Origin of the sequence: Pseudarthrobacter sp. MM222, from assembly GCF_947090775.1 — a bacterium.
In the GTDB taxonomy this organism is placed as follows: domain Bacteria; phylum Actinomycetota; class Actinomycetes; order Actinomycetales; family Micrococcaceae; genus Arthrobacter.
This window is the reverse complement of sequence record NZ_OX352321.1, coordinates 2,448,217-2,464,050: the sequence shown is the minus strand read 5'-3', so window position 1 is coordinate 2,464,050 and position 15,834 is coordinate 2,448,217. Positions and strand designations below refer to the sequence as shown.

The 15,834-nt window shown below is 66.0% G+C and carries 12 protein-coding genes; all 12 read left to right on the top strand.

Annotation, left to right across the window (positions count from 1 at the left end; translation table 11 throughout):
* The first annotated feature begins 240 nt into the window (after positions 1-240).
* The 12 genes from OM977_RS11170 (at position 241) to uidA (ending at position 15,786) form a co-directional block, all read left to right on the top strand.
* Positions 241-1,089, top strand: a complete 849-nt coding sequence (locus OM977_RS11170) for a sugar phosphate isomerase/epimerase family protein (protein ID WP_264354041.1) — start codon at positions 241-243, stop codon at positions 1,087-1,089.
* A complete protein-coding gene (locus OM977_RS11165) occupies positions 1,086-2,096 on the top strand; it encodes a Gfo/Idh/MocA family protein (RefSeq protein WP_264354040.1) in 1,011 nt (336 codons plus the stop codon). The genes OM977_RS11170 and OM977_RS11165 overlap by 4 nt, the downstream gene beginning before the upstream one ends.
* Positions 2,097-2,259: 163 nt before the next feature.
* Positions 2,260-3,789, top strand: coding sequence for an ABC transporter substrate-binding protein (locus tag OM977_RS11160; protein WP_264354039.1), 1,530 nt, complete (start codon positions 2,260-2,262; stop codon positions 3,787-3,789).
* Positions 3,790-3,894: 105 nt separating this feature from the next.
* Positions 3,895-4,836, top strand: coding sequence for an ABC transporter permease (locus OM977_RS11155; protein ID WP_264354038.1), 942 nt, complete (start codon positions 3,895-3,897; stop codon positions 4,834-4,836).
* Positions 4,833-6,677: a dipeptide/oligopeptide/nickel ABC transporter permease/ATP-binding protein gene (locus OM977_RS11150; RefSeq protein ID WP_264354037.1), complete on the top strand. Its 1,845-nt coding sequence runs from the start codon at positions 4,833-4,835 to the stop codon at positions 6,675-6,677. Before OM977_RS11155 ends, OM977_RS11150 begins: the two co-directional genes overlap by 4 nt.
* Positions 6,674-7,576, top strand: coding sequence for an ATP-binding cassette domain-containing protein (locus OM977_RS11145; protein ID WP_264354036.1), 903 nt, complete (start codon positions 6,674-6,676; stop codon positions 7,574-7,576). The genes OM977_RS11150 and OM977_RS11145 overlap by 4 nt, the downstream gene beginning before the upstream one ends.
* 39 nt (positions 7,577-7,615) lie before the next feature.
* Entirely contained in the window at positions 7,616-8,485 is an 870-nt protein-coding gene (locus tag OM977_RS11140; protein WP_264354035.1) for a sugar phosphate isomerase/epimerase family protein, read from the top strand.
* A 48-nt stretch (positions 8,486-8,533) separates the two neighbouring features.
* A complete protein-coding gene (locus OM977_RS11135) occupies positions 8,534-9,700 on the top strand; it encodes a Gfo/Idh/MocA family protein (RefSeq protein ID WP_264354034.1) in 1,167 nt (388 codons plus the stop codon).
* A 114-nt stretch (positions 9,701-9,814) separates the two neighbouring features.
* Positions 9,815-10,876: a LacI family DNA-binding transcriptional regulator gene (locus tag OM977_RS11130; RefSeq protein ID WP_264354033.1), complete on the top strand. Its 1,062-nt coding sequence runs from the start codon at positions 9,815-9,817 to the stop codon at positions 10,874-10,876.
* Between the two features lie 57 nt (positions 10,877-10,933).
* The gene (uxaC, locus tag OM977_RS11125; protein ID WP_264354032.1) at positions 10,934-12,340 is read left to right on the top strand and encodes a glucuronate isomerase; all 1,407 of its coding nucleotides are present in this window, start codon (positions 10,934-10,936) and stop codon (positions 12,338-12,340) included.
* Entirely contained in the window at positions 12,337-13,815 is a 1,479-nt protein-coding gene (locus tag OM977_RS11120; RefSeq protein ID WP_264354031.1) for a mannitol dehydrogenase family protein, read from the top strand. Before uxaC ends, OM977_RS11120 begins: the two co-directional genes overlap by 4 nt.
* Before the next feature lie 147 nt (positions 13,816-13,962).
* The gene (uidA, locus tag OM977_RS11115) at positions 13,963-15,786 is read left to right on the top strand and encodes a beta-glucuronidase (RefSeq protein WP_264354030.1); all 1,824 of its coding nucleotides are present in this window, start codon (positions 13,963-13,965) and stop codon (positions 15,784-15,786) included.
* Positions 15,787-15,834 lie beyond the last annotated feature (48 nt).

Genomic DNA, 15,834 nt, shown 5'->3' with positions numbered 1-15,834 from the left:
CACCTCTGGTCGTGTTGACGCGGTCGATTGACGCGGCGCCGGAGCCGCCAGAAGGCTTCCGCCGCGACGCCAGTGGATAAAGAGTGCCACATGGACCGGAGCATGGCAATCGGTTGTCAAATATTCGCAAGCCGAACTAGACTGGCACCATACCCCTATTGGGTGTGAAGTGAGTCACTGCGCGACGAAGCCCGCCCCTATGGCGGCTCGCCGGGCGTGGTCGAACGCAAGGAGTTTTTCATGACCGATGCATTGAGCGCCGTGTGGCCGCTGTCCGGATTCGGCGACGAAGTCGACCCGGACCCGGCCGTGCAGGCGGCCGTCCTGCTTGCCCTGGGCGCCAGCCATATCGAAGTCCGCAGCGCGTGGGGCACCAACGTCTCTGAGCTGGACCCCCAGCAGGTCGGAACGCTCAAGGGCATCCTTGACGCAAAGGGGCTTCGGGTATCGGCGGTTGCGAGCCCGATCGGGAAGGTGGATGTCAGCCTTCCGGTGGAGCACGAGCTGGAACGCCTGCGCCGCATTATTGGCGTTGCCAAGGCACTGGACACCAGCTACATCCGTATCTTTTCGTTCTACCGGGGGCCCGGGCAGAGCCCGGCGGACATTCGGAACGATGTCCTGGTCCGGATGGCGGCGCTGGCCGCGGAAGCCGCGGAGGCCGGCGTCGTACTCCTGCATGAAAACGAGAAGGGCATCTACGGCGATACGCCGGATCGGGTGCTCGACATCATGGAGTCCGTGAATTCCCCGGCGTTGCGGATCGCCTGGGACAACGCCAATTTTGTCCAGGTGGGCGTCAAACCGTACACCGAGGGGTACGCCATGCTGCGCCCGTACCTGGAGTACTTCCAGGTCAAGGACGCCGTCCTGGCGACCGGTGAAGTGGTGCCGGCGGGGGAGGGCGACGGCGAGCTGGACGCCACCATCGCCGCGCTGAAGGCCGACGGCTTCGCCGGGTTCGCCTCGCTCGAACCGCACTTGGCCAGCGCCCATGAACTCGGCGGCTTCTCCGGCCCGGGAGCCTTCGGCGCGGCCGCCCGGGCCTTCGCCGGGCTGGCGGCCAAGAACGGCGTGACACTCTCATGACAGTCAGGGCGGCGGTGATCGGCTGCGGTGACGTGTCGTCCGTACACTTCGGGGCGATCGCCAAGCTGGACGACGTCGAACTTGTCGCCGTCTGCGACACGGACCCGGGCCGGCTCGCCGCCGCCGTGGCAAGCTATGGCGTGCCCGGCTTTCCCGACCACCTCAGCCTGCTGGCCAGGCTGAGACCGGACGTGGTCCACATCAGCACGCCGCACTCCGAGCACGCGTCGCTGGCAGCAGACTGCCTGGAGCGCGGCGTGAACGTCATTGTGGAAAAGCCGTTGGCGCACACCCTGGCCGAGGGGCACCGGCTGGTCGAGGCCGCCGCCGGCAGCAGCGCCAAGATCGCCGTGTGCTTTCAAAACCGGTACAACGCCACTGCCCAGGCGATGCACGCGCTCCTGCGCTCCGGTGCGTTGGGCGCTGTCCAGGGCGCGTCGGCGACCGTGATGTGGCAGCGAAGTGCCGGGTACTACCAGAACCGGCCGTGGCGCGGGAGCTGGGCAGGCGGCGGCGGGGGCCTGATGATGAACCAGGCGATCCACACGGTTGACCTGCTGCAGTGGCTGATGGGGGACGTTGTGTCGCTGAGCGGCAACGCCTCCACACGCTTCCTGGCGGGGGCAATCGAGGTTGAAGACACCGCCGAATTCGTGGCCGAGCATGCCGGCGGCGCCCGGAGCGCCTTTTATGCCACCCTTGCCAATGCCGTCAACGCCCCGGTCACGCTGGACATCGTCACAGAGCGGGCCACCCTGAGCCTGCGCGGCGACCTTACCGTGACCCATCAGGACGGAAGCGTCGAGGTGGTGCCCGAGCGGCTGGCGGAGTCCGGCGGCAGGGCCTACTGGGGCGTGTCCCATGAGCTCCTGATAGCCGATTTCTACGCCCGGCTGGGCGAGGACGGCCCGTTCTGGATCGACCCTTCCGAGGCCGCGAAGTCGCTGCGGATCGTCAAGGAGCTCTACCGGCAAAGCTACCCGGAGTTGCGCGACACCGTGCGCTGACGCCCTTTCACGACGCCGGGACCTGAGCTTCCGCAATAGTTGCGACAATCGGTTGCCAAAAACGGCAACAATGCGTACTGTCGGTACACGGAGTGAATGTGGCACGCGCCACATCCCCTCAGCACGGAAGCGATCCGTTCCACCAGACTCATAGGAGCCAACAATGAAGTTAGGTCCCCAGGCAGCTACAGCTGCCCTCATCCTCAGCGCAGCCCTTGCGCTGACGGCCTGCGGCGGCGGTGCATCAGGTGCCAACGGCCCTGCCGCCGCCAAGACAACCACGCTGACCGTGGGTGCCGTTCAGGAAATCCGTTCATGGGACCCGGCCCAGGCGCACGTTGGCCACTTCCTGCAGCCCTACCAGGCGGCCTACGACTCCCTGCTCCTGCGGGAACCGGACGGCAAGCTCAGCCCCATGCTGGCCACCGGATGGAAGTACAACGATGCGAACACGCAGCTGACCGTTGATCTCCGCACGGACGTGACTTTCAGCGACGGCGCCAAGTTCGATGCCGAGGCTGCGAAGGCCAACCTGGATCACTTCAAGAAGGCCAACGGGCCGCAGATGGCCCAGCTCACCGCAGTCTCCGACGTCAAGGTAGTGGATGCCGACACCATCGAACTGAACCTGGCCACACCGGATCCATCCCTCGAGTTCTACCTGAGCCAGGCAGCAGGCCTGATGGGCAGCCCCAAGGCCCTGGGCACCGAAGCCATCAAGACCGAACCCGTGGGCAGCGGTCCGTACGTTATGGACAAGGCTGCCACGGTCAAGGACTCACAGTCCGTGTTCACCGCCCGCAAGGACTACTGGAACAAGGATCTCCAGAAGTTCGAGAAAATCACCTTCAAAATCCTCATTGACTCGACCGCCAGAACCAATGCCCTGGTCTCGGGACAGGTTGACGCCACGCTGCTCGACCCCAAGACCGGCAAGCAGGCGGAGGGCGCCAAGATGAAGCTGGTCACCAATGAGGTGGACTGGCAGGGATTGCTGCTGTTGGACCGCGACGGCGCCAAGAACGCTCCGCTGGCGAACGTCTTGGTCCGCCAGGCCATCAACTACGCCTTTGACCGCAAGACCATCCTGGACCAGGTCCTGCTGGGCCAGGGCACGCCGACGTCCCAGCCGTTCGGCAAGGCCAGCGGAGCCTGGACCGAAGAGCTGGAGACGTACTACCCGTACGATCCCGCCAAGGCAAAGCAGCTCCTGAAGGAAGCCGGCTATGAAAGCGGCGTTACCCTCGAGGTCCCCGCTGTCCCCGGGTTTGAAACCCAACTGGCGGTGGTGAAGCAACAGTTGGCTGACATCGGCGTCACCCTCCAGGTGGGCGCCGCCATCACCAACACCTACACCACGGATGTTGCGGCCCAGAAGTTCAGCAGCATCTACTTCTCCCTGTTCCAGGGTGAGCCGTGGGTGGCCGTCAACCAAATCATCTCCACGAAGGCCCTGTACAACCCCTTCAAGAACACCTCGCCCGAACTCCAAGCCAAGATCGATGCCGTTCAAAACGGCGGCAAAGATGCGGCAAAGCTGGCCCAGGAAGTGAACAAGTACGTGGTGGAGCAGGCATGGTTTGCCCCGCTGTTCCGGGTGAATCAGATGTACTACACCAACTCCAAGATCGATGTGACGCCGCAGGTCCAGCAGGCCGTTCCGTCCATCTACAACTACACGCCCGCCAAGTAGTACGGGTTCTGTAGCAACACACACCGGCGCAGGTCCGGCAGCCCGACTACCCGCGTCGGGCTGCCGGACCGGCAGTCAAACCATGCCAGTTCAATGGAGCCAGCAATGATCACATTCATCCTCAAACGCCTCGGCAGCGGACTTGTAGTCCTGTTCGCCGTCTCGATCCTCACGTTTTCCCTGCTTTACCTGGCGAGTGGCAGCATTGCCCGGAACATCCTGGGCGACCAGGCCACGCCGGAGCAGCTGGCCGTGAAGGAAGCCGAGCTGGGCCTCGACCAGCCCATCGTTCCGCGCTACTTCAGCTGGCTCACGGGCGCGCTCCAGGGGGACTTGGGAGCATCCTGGTTCACTTCCGAGCCCGTAGCTGACGCGCTTGCCACGCGGATTCCCGTCACCATGACCATGGTGATCGCGGCCATGGTCCTCATCGCCATCATCGCAACCCTGATCGGCGTAGCCGCGGCCGTCAAGCGCGGTTGGGTGGACCGAGTGGTCCAGGTCGCGGCCATCATCGGCGACTCCATTCCCGGGTTCGTGATCGGCATCATCCTTGTGACAGTGCTGGCCATCCAGATGGGTCTTTTCCCCGCCACCAGCACCATTTCGCCGGGCGAACCTGCCTCCGCCTGGGTGCTGTCCCTGACCCTTCCGGTGCTTGCCCTGCTCATCAACGGAGTCACCGGCGGCGCGCAGCAGATCCGCAGTGCCGTCATCAAGCAACTCGAACGCGATTATGTCCGCACCCTCCGCAGCCGCGGCATCGGCGAGCGCGAGGTCCTGTTCAAGCATGTGCTGCGCAGTGCCGCCCCGGCGGGGCTCACGGTTCTCAGCCTGCAGCTGATCGGCATGCTCGGCGGCGTGGTCATCATTGAGCAGATCTTTGCCCTTCCCGGCATGGGCCCGCTTGCCGTGGCGGCCACCGGCCAGAGCGACCTGCCAGTAGTTATGGGCGTTGTCATGTACACCGTCGCCGTTGTCATTGGCGTCAACCTCATCGTTGACCTGCTCAACGGCTGGCTCAACCCGAAGGTGCGTGCCTCGTGACCGAGTCCGTCGAAACCTCAGCCCTGACGCCCATCCCGGGAACGTCGGGCCAGACCGGAACAGTCGTCCGGTCAACAGTCCTCAAACGGCTGTTCAAGAATCCCCTCGGCATCATCGCCATCGCCATCCTGCTCGGCATGGCCGTGCTTGCCGTGTTCGCCGATGCCCTGGCCCCGTTCGACGAGAACTTCGCCAACATCTCCAAGACCCTCGCCGCTCCCGACGCCGTCAACCTCCTCGGCACGGACAGCTCCGGGCGCGATGTCTGGAGCAGGCTGCTCTTCGGTGCGCAGCTGACGCTCCTGTCCGCGCTGCTGTGCGCCGCCGTGGCGATCGCGATCGGCCTCCCCGCCGGCCTGATCGCCGGCTACTATGCCGGCAAGTTCGAAGCAGTCTCGAATTGGATTGTCAGCATCCTGATGAGCCTCCCCGGCCTGATCGTGCTGCTGACCATTCGAGCTGCCTTCGGCCCGTCGGTATGGATTGCCATGATCGCGTTCGGCGTCCTGATCAGCCCCTCCTACTTCCGGCTGACGCGCTCGGCGGTGCAGTCGGTCCGCAATGAGCTCTACGTCGATGCCGCGCGGGTCTCCGGGCTGTCAGACCTGAGGATCATCACGCGCCACATCTTCTCCGTGGTGCGGGCACCGATCATTATCCAGACTGCAGCGATCGCCGGTGTGGCCATTGCCATCCAGTCCGGACTCGAGTTCCTGGGACTGGGCGATCCGGCCAAGGCAACCTGGGGTGTGATGCTGAGTGAAGGATTCAAGAACGTCTACCTCACGCCCACGTTGCTCTTCTGGCCCGCGTTCGCCATGGCACTGACCATTGGCGCACTGGTGCTCCTGGGAAACGCCATCCGGGACGCCCTGGAAGACGGCGAGAAGATCAAGCACCGCAGGAAGCAACGCACGGCGGCGCCTGCCGCTCCCGCCGTCAAGCGGGCAACACGACACAGCGTCGCCGCCGTCGAGCCCGGAACCGAGCACCACCTTGTCAGGGTGACCCACCTCGGCGTCGGGTACCCGCAAGCTGACGGAACGGTCAAGAAGGTCGTTGACGACGTGTCCTTCCACGTTGACCGCGGCGAAATCCTCGGGATCGTGGGCGAGTCCGGCTCCGGCAAGTCCCAGACCGCCTTCTCGGTCCTGGGCCTGCTGCCGGACACCGCCCGCGTCGTGGGTGGCTCCATCCAGTTCGACGGCAGCTACACCGTGGCGCCGGGCGATGACACAGTCAACCAGGCCAGGCTCTCCAAGCTGCGCGGCAAGCGGATCTCCTACATCCCGCAGGAACCCATGAGCAACCTGGATCCGGCCTTCACCATCGGCTCCCAGCTGGTCACGCCGATGGTGCGCGTGCTGGGCATCTCCAAGGCCGAGGCGGCAGCGCGGGCGTTGAAACTCCTTGCCGACGTCGGGATCGTCAACCCGAAGCGGACCTTCGACGCCTACCCGCACGAAGTGTCCGGCGGCATGGCCCAGCGCGTGCTGATTGCCGGCGCCATCAGCTGCGAACCGGACCTGATCATCGCCGACGAACCCACCACGGCCCTGGACGTCACGGTGCAGGCCGAGGTCCTGGACCTTCTCCGCGACCTCCAGCGCCGGCTCGGCGTCGGGGTGATCCTGGTGACGCACAACTTCGGCGTGGTGGCGGACCTCTGTGACCGCGTGGTGGTGATGCAGAACGGCCGGCTCGTCGAAGAGGGACCGGTGCGCGACATCCTGCGCAACCCGCAGGAAAGCTATACCCGGACGCTGCTCGGGTCCATGCTCGAGGGCAAGGAACCCATGAGCATGCTCGTTTCATCCACCTCCAAGGGAGCGACATCATGACTGCAGACCTAGTCTCGGGGACGCCCGCCAGAAAGGCAGGGGACGAACTCCTCCGGGTGGACAACCTCGTGGTGGAATACCCGGGCAAGGGCTTCCGCGCCAAGCCGTTCCGGGCCCTCACGGACATCAACATCTCCATCGGCCGGGGCGAGACCCTTGGCCTGGTGGGGGAGTCGGGGTCCGGCAAGACCACCCTGGGCCGCGCCGTCCTGGGGCTCGCGCCCGTCACGGCCGGCAGGATCACCTTCGAAGGCAAGGACATCAGCTCCGCCAGCCGCAAGGAACGGCGCACCCTGAGCCGGGACCTCCAGGTGGTCTTCCAGGATCCCTACACCTCGCTGAACCCGGCCCTGGAAATCGGCGACATCCTCGCGGAGCCGCTCGGTGTCCAAGGCAAGTCGCCGGCGGAAGCCAAGCGGCGGGTCCGGGAACTCCTGGACCAGGTGGGCCTGCCCTCCGACGCCCTGCACCGGCTGCCGCGGGAATTCAGCGGCGGCCAGCGCCAGCGCGTCGCCATCGCACGCGCCCTGGCGCTGTCCCCGAAGCTGATCGTGTGCGACGAACCCGTCAGTGCCCTCGACCTGTCCACCCAGGCACGGGTCCTGGACCTGTTCCTGCAGATCCAGCGGGACACCGGCGTCTCCTACCTCTTCGTCTCGCATGACCTCGACGTGGTCCGCCATATCAGCCACCGCGTGGCCGTGATGTACTCCGGGGAGATTGTCGAGCAAGGCCCGGCCGACGTCGTGACCCGCGATCCCGAGCACCCGTACACCCAACGGCTGCTGCTCGCTTCACCGGTGCCCGACCCGGACCGGCAGGAGCAGCGCCGCGCAGACCGGCACCGGCTGCTCGAAATCCAGCGGATGCAGGACGAACAGGCCGGCGCCCTGGCCTAAGCCGCGGCACCCACTAACAATCAACAACGGAGGACGAACATGGCCAACACAGCCACCGTCGGCGTACAGGCAATGATGCTGAAGGACAGCTTCGCGGACCTCGGGGCGTTCGAAACGCTTCGCAAGGTAAGCGCGATCGGATACAACGCCGTCGAGATTTCGCAGATCCCGATGACGGCGGACAACGTGGCCGAACTGGACCGTTCCCGCAGCGAGCTCGGGATGGACATCGCCGCGCTGTCCGTGGCGATGGAAACCCCCAAGGGCCGGCCGGGTGACTCGCTGGCTGAGCACTTCGACAAGATCGTGGACGACGCCAAGCGGCTGGACTCAAAGCTCCTGCGCATCGGCATGCTGCCGTTTCCCGCGATGACGTCCATCGGAGCCCTCATCGACTTCGCCAAGGAAGCCAACGGTTACGCGGAACGGCTGCAGGAGCACGGTATCGGCCTGTACTACCACAACCATCACATTGAATTCGCGAAGTTCGACGGCAAGTACCTGCTGGACATCATCGCGGAAAATTCCCCGGCGATGGGGATGGAAATTGACGTGCACTGGGTGCAGCGCGGCGGGCTGGACCCGGTCCGGACCCTCGAGAAGTACGCCGGGCGCACGGCCATGGTCCACCTCAAGGACTACCGGATCGGCGCCCTGCCCGAGAATGCCTTCGGACTGCTGGAATCGGGAGACCTTCCCGGCTTTATGCAGGAATTCCGGAACGTGGTGCAGTTCGCCGAAGTGGGCGAGGGCAACCTCGACTTCCCGTCCATCATTCCCGCAGCCCAGGCCGCCGGGGCGGAATACCTGCTGGTGGAGCAGGATGAGCTCTATGGCCGCACCGTGTGGGATGCCCTGCAGACCTCGCATGACAACCTCGTGGCGATGGGCCACTCCCACCTCTTCTAGACCGCCTTTTCCGGGCGGCCCCTTACAACACGACAGGAAGCACCATCCATGAGCAAGAAAGTACGCCTCGGTATCATCGGGCTGGGCCAGCAGGGCGGCGCCTACGCCACGTTCATCACCGACGGACTGGTCCCCAATATGGAGATCGGTGCCCTCTGCGACATTGACCCGGCCAGGAAGGACGCGGCCGCGGCCGCCCACCCGGACGTGCCGTTCTACGAGGACTACATCTCCATGCTGGAAAGCGGGACGGTGGATGCCGTTGTCACGTGCGTTCCGCACTTCCTGCACCCCGAAATGGGCATCGAGACGCTGAAGCGCGGCATCCACGTTTTGGTGGAGAAGCCCGCAGGCGTGTACACGAAGCAGGTGCAGGAACTGAACGACTTCGCCGCCGGCAAGCCCGAACTTTCCTTCGCCATCATGTTCAACCAGCGCAACAACCCGCTCTACCAGCGACTCAAGGAAATCGTGGACAACGGCGAGATCGGCAGGATCCGCCGTACCAACTGGATCATCACCACCTGGTGGCGTCCCCAGGGCTACTACAACTCAAGCGAATGGCGCGCCACCTGGGGTGGCGAGGGCGGGGGCGTCCTGGTCAACCAGGCACCGCACCAGCTGGACCTCTGGCAGTGGATCTGCGGGGCGCCCCGGTCCGTGTACGCCAAGGTGGCGTACGGCTTCCGCCGGGACATCGCCGTCGAGGACGAGGTCACTGCCGTGGTGGACTACGGGGACGGCGCCACCGGCGTCTTCGTTACCGCCACCCACGACCTCACCGGCACCGACCGCTTCGAAATCCTTGGCGACCAGGGCAAGATCGTCGTCACCGACAGCAAGACCGCCACCGTGACCCGGCTGACCAGGCCGGAGCGCGAGCTCAGCGACGGCATGGGCATGGATGACGTGCGCAAGCTCTTTATGGGCGAGCTGAATCCCGAGGAGTACTACAGCTCCGAGGTCATCGAATTCCCGTCCGCCTGGGGCGCCCAGCACGCCGGCGTCCTGGCGAACTTTGCCGCCAACATTTTGGACGGCACCCCGCTGCTCGCCCCCGGCTCCGACGGCATCAAAGGCGTCCGCCTGGCCAACGCCATCCACCTCTCCAGCTGGACGGGCAGGGAAGTAGCGCTGGACTTCGACGAGGACGAGTTCCTTACGGAACTCAACAAACGGATCGCCGAGGAAGGCAAGTTCCCGCAGCGCACCTAGCAGCAACCTGCTCGCGAGAGAATGCGGGAGCGCTTGGTGGAGGCAGGACGGCCGGGGCCGTTGGCAACCGGCTGGCCTGCCCGCATTCCCGCAGTAGCTATGTACGATGGGGCAGTGACCGAACCCGCAAAGCCAGAAGTTGCCGCAACAACCGCTGCTGCCAGGAAGTCCAGCCGGGACGGAAAGCCGAGCGCCACCATCTACGACATCGCCAAGCTTGCCGGCGTGAACCCGTCCACGGTGTCCCGGGCGCTCAGCAAGCCCGGCCGGGTCAGCGCCAAGACGCAGAAACTGATCGAGGACGCGGCCGCCGAACTCAATTACCACGTCAACCCGTTCGCGCGTGCCCTGCCCACCGGCCGGACCAGCACCCTTGGGCTGATCGTCGCGGACATCACCAACCCCACGTTCTTCGGCATCATCCGCGGCGCGGAATCAACAGCCACCGCCCGGAACTACACCCTGATGCTCGCCGAATCCGCCGAATCCGCGGAAACGGAACTCACCGCGGCCCGGCGGATGATGGCCACGGTGGACGGCCTGATCCTGGCCAGCCCGCGAATGGACGACGACCGGATCCGCGAGCTCGCTCGGGAAAAGCCGGTGGTGGTCATCAACCGCGAGGTTGACGGCGTTCCCTGCGTCGTTCCCGAGGTCAACAAGGGCATCGGCGAAGCAGTCCGCAGCCTCGCGGCCAACGGACACTCCAGGATCGCGTACGTGGCCGGCCCGCAACGGTCGTGGATGTCCGGCCGCCGGTGGGAGGGCGTCCAGGCGGCCTGCGAATGGTCCAGGTTGGAGGCCGTCCGGCTTGAGTCCGTGAAGCCAACGGTCGACGGCGGCCGGCAGGCCGCGCGCGATGTCGTCGCCAGCGGCGCCACGGCCGTGATCACCTACAACGACCTCCTGGCCATCGGACTGATGCAGGAACTGCAGGCCGCCGCAGTGGTGGTTCCGGACCGGATCAGCATTGTGGGCTTCGACGACATCTTCGGCGCGGACTTCACCACGCCGCCGCTTACCACCGTGCGCTCACCGATGACCGCCTGCGGCACGGAAGCCGCCACGCTCCTGCTCAACGTGCTGCACGGCGCGGAGCAGGTGGCCGCGATTGTCCGGGTGGACACTGAACTGGTGCTGCGCGGATCCAGCGGACGGCTGCTTCCGGCAAACTGAATGGCAATTTTTGGCAACCGGTTGACAATGACCAATGAGGCGCCTGATCATTGACGTATGTCACAGTCGATTGCCGCCCACCCCGACCGGCTCCTCCCCACGGATCCCGGAACGCGCAGGATTGCCCGCGCGCTGCTGGAGCGGGTACAGGACCTCCCCATTCTTTCGCCGCACGGCCACGTTGATGCTGCCGTTCTTGAACAGGACACCCCGTTTCCGGATCCCGCCGCGCTGCTGGTCAGTCCGGACCACTACGTCACCCGCCTGATCCACGCCAGCGGGGTGCCGCTGGGCCGGCTGCGCGCCTCCTCCGATGCGGCGCCCGGGTCCCGCAGCGTGTGGCGCGAGTTCTGTGCCGCGTGGCCGCTGTTCGAAGGAACAGCGTCCGGGTACTGGCTCCGCCACCAGTTCGAAACCGTGTTCGGCCTCCACCACGAGCTCAGTGCCGAGACCGCGGACGCCACCTATGACGCCATCAACGCCAAGCTGCAGGAGCCCGGGTTCCGGCCCCGCCAGCTGTTCAAGGACTTCAATATCGAGGTCCTCGCCACCACGGATGATCCGCTGGACGATTTGGCCAGCCACAGGGCCATCGCCCAGGACCCCACCTTCCACGGCCGTGTCCTGCCCACGTTCCGGCCGGACCAGTACCTGGACATCGCCCACCCGCGGTGGCAGGCGAACGTCGAGCGATTGATCGGGGCAGCCGGCGACGGCGGCACCGGTTATGCCGCGTACCTCACCGCCCTGGAGAACCGGCGCCGCTATTTCTTGGAGCACGGGGCTGTCTCCGCGGACCACGGCGTCCGCACACCGGCAACGCTGAAACTCGACGCCGCCGAGGCGGCCAGGCTCTTCGACCGCGCCCGCAGCGGACAGGCCACGGCCCAGGACCGCGACGACTTCGAAGCCCACATGATGTACCAGATGGCCCGGATGTCGGTCGAAGACGGGCTGGTGATGACCATCCATCCGGGTTCCTACCGCAACCATCACGAGCCCACGTTCAACGCCTACGGCGCGGACACCGGGCACGACATCCCCTTCGCGGTCAACTACACGGAGGCCATCCGCCCCGTGCTGCAGGACTTCGGCACGGCCAAGGACTTCCATCTGGTGCTCTTCACCCTGGACGAGACCGTGTTCTCCCGCGAACTCGCGCCGCTGGCCGGCTTCTACCCGTCCGTGTACCTTGGCGCCCCGTGGTGGTTCCTGGACGCACCGGATGCCATGCTCCGCTTCCGCGCGGCGGTCACTGAGACCGCTGGATTCTCCAGGTCGTCGGGTTTCATCGACGACACCCGCGCCTTCTGCTCCATTCCCGCGCGTCATGACACCTCCCGCCGGATCGAGGCGGCCTTCCTGGCCCGCCTGGTGGCGGAGCACCGGGTCAGCGAAGAGCGTGCGCACGAGATCATCGTCGACGTCGTCGATTCCTCCCCGAGAAGGGTTTTCAAGCTGTGAGCCTCGAACTGCAGCAGGGCGAGCCAGCGGTGCCTGCAACGGTGTCGCATCCCCGTCTGAACCGGTCCATCCGGTCGGCCGCCAAGGCCCCGGTAAGGATTGTCCACCTGGGGCTGGGCGCCTTCCACCGCTCGCACCAGGCCTGGTACACCCAGCGGGCAGGCGATGCCGCCGGTTGGGGCATCGCCTCCTTCACCGGCCGGCGGCCGGACGCCGCGCTGGCCCTCGCCGAGCAGGACGGCCTGTACACCGTGGTCGAACGCGCTGATGCCGGCGATTCGTTCGAGGTTGTCGGCAGCATCGTCGAGGCTGTGGACGGCGCCGATGTGGACCGCCTCGCCGAGCTGGTCGCCGCTCCGGCGACGGCCGTTATCACCCTGACCATCACCGAGGCCGCGTACCGCCTTGACGCGCACGGCCAGCTTGACCGCGCCGCCCCCGACGTCGTCGCAGACCTCGCGCTGCTGGAAGCGGGCGACGGCGGAGCCGCGGGAGCCGCCGGCAGGCCGACGACGCCGCTGGGCCGGCTGGTCTTCGCCCTGGCTGCGCGGAAGGCGGCCGGCTCTGGCCCGCTCGCCGTCGTGTGCTGCGACAACCTCGCGAACAACGGCAGCGTTGCCCGCAGCGCGGTGCTGGGCCTGGCCGCAGCGTGGAATGCCGGCCTGGCGGCCTGGGTCTATGCCAACGTCAGCTTCGTCAGCACGTCCGTGGACCGCATCACACCGCGGACCACGGAGGCCGACGTCGCAGCGGTCCAGGCCGCCTGCGGTTACTCCGACTCGTCCCCGGTGGTCGCGGAGCCCTTCCGGAACTGGGTGCTCAGCGGCGACTTCCCGGCCGGCCGGCCGCGCTGGGAAGACGCCGGCGCCATGTTCGTGGCCGAGATCGAACCCTACGAGAACCGCAAGCTGTGGCTCCTCAACGGCGCCCACTCGCTCCTGGCATACGCCGGACAGCTGTGCGGCCACGCGACGGTGGCAGAGGCGTTGGCCGACCCGGCGTGCCTGCGGGCCGTCGAGGAGTTTTGGGACGAAGCGGCCGCCAGCCTGGCAACAGCGGACCCGAAACGCGCAGACCTGCGGATCCCGGAGTACCGCGCGCAACTCCTGGCCCGCTTCCGGAACGCCCGCATCGCGCACCACCTCGCGCAGATCGCGGTTGACGGAAGCACCAAGCTCCGGATGCGCGCCGTTCCCGTGCTGCAGGCCGAGCGGGCCAAGGGCCGGTCAGGCGAGGCGGCAGCGCGGCTCATCTCCGCCTGGCTGGACTACACCCGGCTGGACTTCCCCGGCGCGGCGCCGGAACTCGCCGACCCCCTCGCCGCAGAGATCGGGGTCGCCAACAGCCTGTCGGGCACCCGGCGGATCGCCACCCTGCTGGGCCTGCTGAGCCCCGGACTCGGCGAGGACGCCGCCGTCGTCTCGCTTATCGAAGACTTGTGCGGAACGCTTCCGGGGCCGGCTGTCTCCGGGTAGCGCTCCGCACATCATTGCGGCTTTGGCAACCGCTTGCCAAATGATTGCCAAGTGACTAGCATTACATCCAGAAGCAAAACCCCCTGCGGCCCAGCCGCAAATTCTTCCTCCCGGCTCAGCCGCAAAGATGCGTTAGGACCCGAAAATATGCTTAAGCCCCAGGCCAGCGAAACCCGCGAAATGGTCAACCTGGACGGAATCTACCGGTTCAAGGTCGACTTCGACCGAACCGGCCACCGGCAGGAATGGTTCAAGGCGCCGCTGGCGACCGGCCTCGAAATGGGTGTTCCGGCCAGCTACAACGACGTCTTCCCGGACAAAGCCATCCGCGACCATGTCGGCTACGTCTGGTACCAGCGTGAAGTGCGGGTACCCCGCGGCTGGGCAGGGGAGCGCATCCACCTCCGCCTCGATTCCGCCACGCACGAGGGCATGGTCTGGGTGGACGGCGTCCTCGTCGCCCAGCACACCGGCGGCTACATGCCGTTCAGCGCAGACATCACGGACCACGTTCAAGCGGGCCAGACGTTCCGCCTCACCATCTCCGTGAACAACGAGCTCACCCAGGCCACCATCCCGCCGGGCAGCATCACGGTCACCGGCGACGGCCGCCGCCAGCAAAGCTACCTGCACGATTTCTACAACTACGCAGGACTGCACCGCAGCGTCTGGCTCTACAGCACGCCTGCCGTCACCGTTGATGACATCACGGTCGCGACCGGCTTCGAGGGCACCACCGGCACAGTGGATTACCGCATCGCCACCGCCGGCGGCACCGGAAGCGAAACCGTCAAGGTCTCCCTTCGCGATGCGCACGGCACCGAAGTGGCAACCGCCGACGGCGCCGACGGCGCCCTGGCGATTGACGACGTCGTCCTGTGGAAGCCCGGCGCCGGGTACCTGTACCGCCTGACGGCTGAAATCCACGACGGCGGCGAGCTGCTGGACACGTACACGCTGCCGGTGGGCGTGCGGACCGTTGAGGTCAGCGGCAAGGAATTCCTCATCAACGGAGAGCCGTTCTACTTCACCGGCTTCGGCATGCACGAGGACCACGTGGCAATCGGCAAGGGCCACAGCAACGCCCAGATGGTCAACGACTTCCAACTCCTGGACTGGGTGGGCGCCAACTCGTTCCGCACCTCGCACTACCCTTACGCCGAAGAGGTCATGGAGTTCGCCGACCGGCACGGGATTGTGGTGATCGACGAGACGGCCGCCGTCGGGCTGCACCTCGGCTTCGGTGCCGTGTTCGGGGGCATCGCCAAGAAGACCTACGTCGACGGCGGTGTGGACGCCAAAACCGCCGAGAACCACCGGCAGGCCATCGCCGAGCTGGTGGCGCGGGACAAGAACCACCCGTCGGTGGTCATCTGGTCCATCGCCAACGAACCCAACAGTTCCGAGGAAGGTGCCCGCGAGTACTTCCAGCCGCTGGCCGAACTCACCCGCCAGCTGGACCCGACCCGCCCCGTGGGCTACGTCAACGTCATGTTCGACACCCCGGACAAGGAAGTGCTCGGCGACCTCTTCGACGTCATCATGCTCAACCGCTATTACGGCTGGTACCTGCACAACGGAGACCTCGAAACGGCCGAGCAGGTCCTGGAGAAGGAACTGCGGGAATGGGAAGCCAAATACGGCAAGCCCATGATCATGACCGAATACGGACCGGACACCATGCCGGGCCTGCACTCCATCTATGAACAGCCCTGGAGCGAGGAATACCAGGCCGCGTTCCTGGCCATGTACCACCGCGTCTTCGACCGCGTGGATGCCATGGTGGGCGAGCAGGTCTGGAACTTCGCCGACTTCCAGACGTCCAACGGCATCATGCGCGTGGACGGCAACAAGAAGGGCGTCTTCACCCGGGACCGCCGCCCCAAGCCCGCCGCCTTCGCCCTGCGCCAGCGCTGGACCGCGCTTGCGGGGACCAAGAACGGCAGCGACAAGAAGCTCAACAACGACTAGCGTTTTCACCATTGTTTTCGCCGGCCCCGCGGGGCCGGCACCGGGTAA

Bases quoted from the DNA above. Each gene is read 5' to 3' on its own strand.
- uxaC (WP_264354032.1), top strand. From the start codon at position 10,934: ATGTCACAGTCGATTGCCGCCCACCCCGACCGGCTCCTCCCCACGGAT.
- OM977_RS11160 (WP_264354039.1), top strand. From the start codon at position 2,260: ATGAAGTTAGGTCCCCAGGCAGCTACAGCTGCCCTCATCCTCAGCGCA.
- uidA (WP_264354030.1), top strand. From the start codon at position 13,963: ATGCTTAAGCCCCAGGCCAGCGAAACCCGCGAAATGGTCAACCTGGAC.
- OM977_RS11140 (WP_264354035.1), top strand. From the start codon at position 7,616: ATGGCCAACACAGCCACCGTCGGCGTACAGGCAATGATGCTGAAGGAC.
- OM977_RS11170 (WP_264354041.1), top strand. From the start codon at position 241: ATGACCGATGCATTGAGCGCCGTGTGGCCGCTGTCCGGATTCGGCGAC.
- OM977_RS11155 (WP_264354038.1), top strand. From the start codon at position 3,895: ATGATCACATTCATCCTCAAACGCCTCGGCAGCGGACTTGTAGTCCTG.
- OM977_RS11145 (WP_264354036.1), top strand. From the start codon at position 6,674: ATGACTGCAGACCTAGTCTCGGGGACGCCCGCCAGAAAGGCAGGGGAC.
- OM977_RS11135 (WP_264354034.1), top strand. From the start codon at position 8,534: ATGAGCAAGAAAGTACGCCTCGGTATCATCGGGCTGGGCCAGCAGGGC.
- OM977_RS11165 (WP_264354040.1), top strand. From the start codon at position 1,086: ATGACAGTCAGGGCGGCGGTGATCGGCTGCGGTGACGTGTCGTCCGTA.